Origin of the sequence: Paenibacillus sp. VTT E-133291 (assembly GCF_002264395.1) — a bacterium.
Lineage (GTDB): Bacteria > Bacillota > Bacilli > Paenibacillales > Paenibacillaceae > Paenibacillus_AQ > Paenibacillus_AQ nitricinens.
In genome coordinates, this window is the sequence record NZ_NFVA01000173.1 from 1 (window position 1) to 4,910 (window position 4,910).

A 4,910-nucleotide genomic window follows, 5' to 3' on the forward strand; every position below is an offset into this window, starting at 1 on the left:
GCGTCTGCCAATTCCGCCACGACCGCACATTATGTACACCAATGAAATAATCACTGTACATAAGACTATACATTTTTTTCGGATAAATAGCAACTTATTTTTAAATTGTTGTACAGATGAATCCAACAACAACGATATAACCGATTTAACATATTCAAATCCCCATAGGCATAACCAATCACAGTTATTCAGTTTATATATTTCACTTATAAGAGGCTGGTATGATACAACATAATTAAAGAATGTGCTACATCAGAAATATCACTGTAATTCCAAACCAGAAAGGACGAGTACGTATGAACCACCAGTGGAATACCGGAATCTATGATGCTGATATGGCCTTTGTATCTCAGTTTGGAGAATCCTTAATTGAGCTGCTTCGCCCCCAGCCTGGTGAACAGATTATGGATTGGGGCTGTGGAACTGGCGATTTGGCAGCAGCCATCGCGGCTAGAGGTGCAATTGTAACAGGAATTGATGCCTCGGACGAAATGATTCAGACTGCCCGTGACAAGCATCCTCAGCTAAACTTCATCTTAGCAGATGGGCAAAATTACACTGCGGAACAGCCGGTCGATGCTGTGTTCAGCAATGCTGCTCTACATTGGTTGACCGACGCGAATGGAGCTGCCGCTTCTATTGCAGCTAGCCTGCGGACAGGTGGACGTTTTGTCGCTGAGTTCGGTGGGCTGGGCAATATCGCTTCCATCGTCACTGAAGTTCCCAATGCTTTTGCCGCTATTGGGTGTAGTGATAAACTCCAGCTACCTTGGTACTTCCCAAGCATCGGGCAATATGCATCACTATTGGAACAGCATGGACTGTCAGTAGACCTCGCTCTTTGTTTCGACCGTCCAACCCCGCTAGAGGCTGGAGAGCAAGGGTTCCAGCGCTGGTTGAACACTTTTGCTAATGGAATCTTAAGTGTCCTCACCCCCTCTGAACGAGAGGAAGTCCTCACTTACATGGAACAGAAACTGAAGCCCACGTTATTTCAAGCTAACCGTTGGGTGATGGATTATCGAAGAATCCGTGTGTTAGCTTACAAACGGGTCTAATTCTGAGGGGAGTTTCTTCCTATGCTACAAAAAAAAAGAGTGTACCGGTGCAGTGTCGCACCCATACACTCTTTATTAATTACAATAGATGTTACCTTTTATCTCCAATATATCGATCACTACCAGCACCAAGTCCGACAACCAGCAGCAATACGCTTGCACAAAGCAATAAAACTAGCGGCATTGTCCAGCTATTCGTAACATCATGCAGCCATCCAAATAATGCCGGACCCATTGCAGCAAGCACATAGCCCACGGATTGCGCCATACCCGACAGTTCCGCGGCTTCTTGAGTGCTTCTAGTCCGTAGACTGAAGAACATCATCACTAGGCCGAAGGCGAATCCTCCGGCAATCCCAAAGCATATCGCCCAGACTGCCATTAAAGCACTGCTGCCCAGCCAAATTCCACCTATTCCTATGAAATACAAAATAGCCGTGATGATTACCAGAATACGTTGGTTCTTCATCCGACCTGCCCACAACGGCACGAAGAAAGTAAACGGCAACTGCGCCATTTGCATCAGCGATAGTAACCAGCCTGCATGGCTTGATGACATTCCTCGCTCACCAAGGAGAACAGAAAACCAAGCTATAAAGACATAATAGAGCAGTGACTGTAGTCCCATAAAAATCGTTACTTTCCACGCAAGCGAAGAACGCCACATATTCCCACTGGAGACCGAGCCCTTAGCCCCAGTCCCTTGATCAAGCTTACGCATTTGCGGAATCCAGAACAAAGTTGCCAGTGCAGCGATCATAAACCAAATTGCCAAAGTCCCTCTCCAGCCAAATCCAGCATTACTGGCTAGCGGTACACTAATTCCTGAAGCGATGGCTGCACATAAATTCATAGAAACCGTATAGACACCTGTCATTAATCCAATTTTGTGGGGAAACTTCCCTTTAATAAGCCCTGGAAGCAGTACATTACACACTGCAATAGAAAGCCCGAGTATCGCCGTACCTGTGAACAACAATCCCGTTCCAGATCCAGACCGAATTAGAATCCCCATAGCAAGCATAACCATGGCAATCAATAACACATTAGCCATCCCGAAACGGCGGGCTAGCTTTGGAGCAAACGGGGACAAGATCGCAAAAGCCAACAATGGTAAAGTGGTAATAGCTCCTGTTAAAGTATTCGATAAGCCTAGATCATCCTGAATCATTTGTACCAGTGGACCGACGGAGGTGAAGGGCGCTCTAAGTGCCGCTGCGATAAACACAATCCCCAACACTAGCAGCCAGCGATCATATTTGGTGTCCGTTAAACCTCTATTCTGAATGTTTCCTTCTCGTTGCGATGCTTTCATCATGTATCCTCCTAAATTACAACAAGCATAAACGCCCTTGACATCCCTGTAAGGACGGTGAGCGATTACGCCAGAAATATATAAATGTTTATTACATGGCATTAAGACCTATCATCCACTATTATTATAAAAGTTACAAGCCTTAAGTAATTTCATAACCCTATTATTGACAAAATCGAATGACATCTTTAGTATCCATATAATCAAGACAATTGAGAATCAATTTCATTCGATCCCTACATATTCCTATAGAAAAGAGTGAACAGAATGCTTCGAAGGTTTTTTTCCTACTATCGTCCGTATAAAAAACTATTTATATTGGACTTCTCCTGCGCTGTTTTTGCAGGTCTGCTAGAACTAGCTTTTCCGGTAGCTGTCAATAAATTTATTGATGATTTGCTCCCCGGTCAAGATTGGCCGCTGATACTCATTGCTTGTGTCGCGCTTCTAGCTATTTACGCCTTGAATACGGTAATGCAATATATCGTTACTTACTGGGGCCACATGCTTGGTATTAACATCGAGACCGATATGCGTAAAAAAATGTTCAATCACATCCAGAAACTATCCTTCCGATTTTTTGATAATAATAAAACAGGTCACCTAATCGGACGTATCACCAACGACCTAAATGATATCGGCGAGGTGGCGCACCATGGTCCTGAGGATGTATTCATTGCCATCATGACACTCGTCGGAGCTTTTATCCTGATGGCTGATATTAACCTGAAGCTGGCGATTATTACTTTTATTATCGTTCCAATTATGGCTTGGGTGATCATCTACTTCGGACGCAACATGACTTCCACCTACCGCCAGCTATTTGGGAATGTAGGTAGTTTCAATGCCCGTATCGAAGATAATGTGGGCGGAATCAGGGTTGTGCAATCTTTTGCCAATGAGCAGCATGAACAAGAGCTATTCGCCGTAGATAATCAAATGTTCCGTAAAACTAAGCTTCTTGCTTATAAAACCATGGCCAAAAGCTTATCCGTCAGCTATATGATGACCCGCCTCATTACGATCCTTGTGATGATCAGCGGCGCTTGGTTCTTCATCAATGGCGAACTTCAAATCGGTGAGTTTGTGGCATTTATTCTGTTGTCCAATATCTTTTTCCGTCCGATCGAGAAGATCAATGCCGTTATCGAGAGTTATCCAAAAGGAATTGCGGGATTTAAACGTTATCTTGAGATTATTGATACAGAGCCGGATATCAGCGACAAGCCGGATGCTGTAGAGGTAAGCACTTTACACGGTGATATCATCTTCCAGAATGTCTTTTTCGGATACGACGAGGACCGTCCGGTTCTGCAAAATATTAGCCTGAAAGTAAAAGCTGGCGAAACGATTGCTTTTGTGGGACCTTCTGGTGCAGGTAAAACAACCATTTGTAGCCTGCTTCCTCGTTTCTATGATGTCACTGGCGGGGCTATCACCATAGATGGCATCGATATCCGTGACATGAAACTAGAGTCGTTACGTAAGCAGATCGGGATCGTGCAGCAGGATGTATTCCTGTTCTCCGGTACGATTCGTGAGAATATCGCCTACGGAAAGCTGGATGCGAAGCTGCCTGAAATCTGGGAAGCTGCCCGGCGTGCCCATCTGGAGGATCTCATTCAGAATCTACCCGAAGGCATGGATACAGTGATCGGTGAGCGCGGAGTAAAGCTGTCCGGTGGACAGAAGCAACGCTTAGCGATCGCCCGCATGTTCCTGAAGAATCCGCCGATTCTGATTCTGGATGAAGCTACTTCCGCACTGGATACAGAAACGGAAGCCGCGATTCAGCAATCGCTGGCGGATCTGTCCGTGGGTAGAACCACACTCGTCATCGCCCACCGATTGACGACGATTAAGAATGCCGACCGGATCATGGTCGTGAACGAAGAAGGCATTGCCGAGCAAGGCCGCCATGAAGAGTTAGTCCATGCCGGTGGCATATACAGCCGGCTGCATCAGGCGCAGTATAACGCTTAGGGATGTTATATCTAGCTCCCTAGCTAAATGAAGCAAGCCTAGTCGCCAATAACGTGGCGACTAGGCTTGCTTTTTAGTGCATCTCGCTGCTTCCAGCGTGAGATGCTAAATTGGGCATCCCGGGAGTTATGGAGTTAGCGAGTATTGGCGTTAGAGAGTATACGGAGTTACGGACTTATGGATTCGTGGGAATGAATTTTAGGGAAATCCTCCCCAATTTCATCGGTATTACAGTCCTGATTTCAACAATTAGGGAATTTCTCCCTTTAAATTCACCTAATTAGCTCATAACAGTGGATTTCAGGCGATTTATAGGGAGAAATTCCCTAAAAAGCTTAAAATCCAGCGAAAATCAGTAATTTATAGGGAGGTTTTCCCTATAAATCAAACAAAAACACAACTCTGTGCATAATAGTAGCTCTCCGCTCTGATAAGGTAACCATGTTCAATTCCCCGAAAAATTCCTACGGCTTACTCAGCACGTTGTACGGGATTTTTACCGTTCTTTTCCGCGTTTCCAGCTGAATCAGCTTCATGAACGGGATTTCTACCGT

3 protein-coding genes are annotated in these 4,910 nt (G+C 45.1%); 2 read left to right on the plus strand and 1 reads right to left on the minus strand.

Annotation, left to right across the window (positions count from 1 at the left end; genetic code table 11):
• Nucleotides 1-296 precede the first annotated feature (296 nt).
• A complete protein-coding gene (locus tag CA598_RS31020; protein WP_094878993.1) occupies nucleotides 297-1,058 on the plus strand; it encodes a methyltransferase domain-containing protein in 762 nt (253 codons plus the stop codon).
• A 91-nt stretch (nucleotides 1,059-1,149) separates the two neighbouring features.
• On the opposite strand, the gene CA598_RS31025 is transcribed toward CA598_RS31020, so the two are convergent.
• The gene (locus CA598_RS31025) at nucleotides 1,150-2,373 is read right to left on the minus strand and encodes a CynX/NimT family MFS transporter (RefSeq protein ID WP_094873349.1); all 1,224 of its coding nucleotides are present in this window, start codon (nucleotides 2,371-2,373) and stop codon (nucleotides 1,150-1,152) included.
• A 267-nt stretch (nucleotides 2,374-2,640) separates the two neighbouring features.
• On the opposite strand from CA598_RS31025, the gene CA598_RS31030 reads away from it, so the two are divergent.
• Nucleotides 2,641-4,356, plus strand: a complete 1,716-nt coding sequence (locus tag CA598_RS31030) for an ABC transporter ATP-binding protein (protein WP_094878994.1) — start codon at nucleotides 2,641-2,643, stop codon at nucleotides 4,354-4,356.
• The last annotated feature ends 554 nt before the right edge of the window (nucleotides 4,357-4,910 follow it).

Excerpts from the sequence above, each read along its gene's own strand:
- CA598_RS31030 (WP_094878994.1), top strand. The coding sequence starts at position 2,641 with ATGCTTCGAAGGTTTTTTTCCTACTATCGTCCGTATAAAAAACTATTT.
- CA598_RS31020 (WP_094878993.1), top strand. The coding sequence starts at position 297 with ATGAACCACCAGTGGAATACCGGAATCTATGATGCTGATATGGCCTTT.
- CA598_RS31025 (WP_094873349.1), bottom strand. The coding sequence starts at position 2,373 with ATGAAAGCATCGCAACGAGAAGGAAACATTCAGAATAGAGGTTTAACG.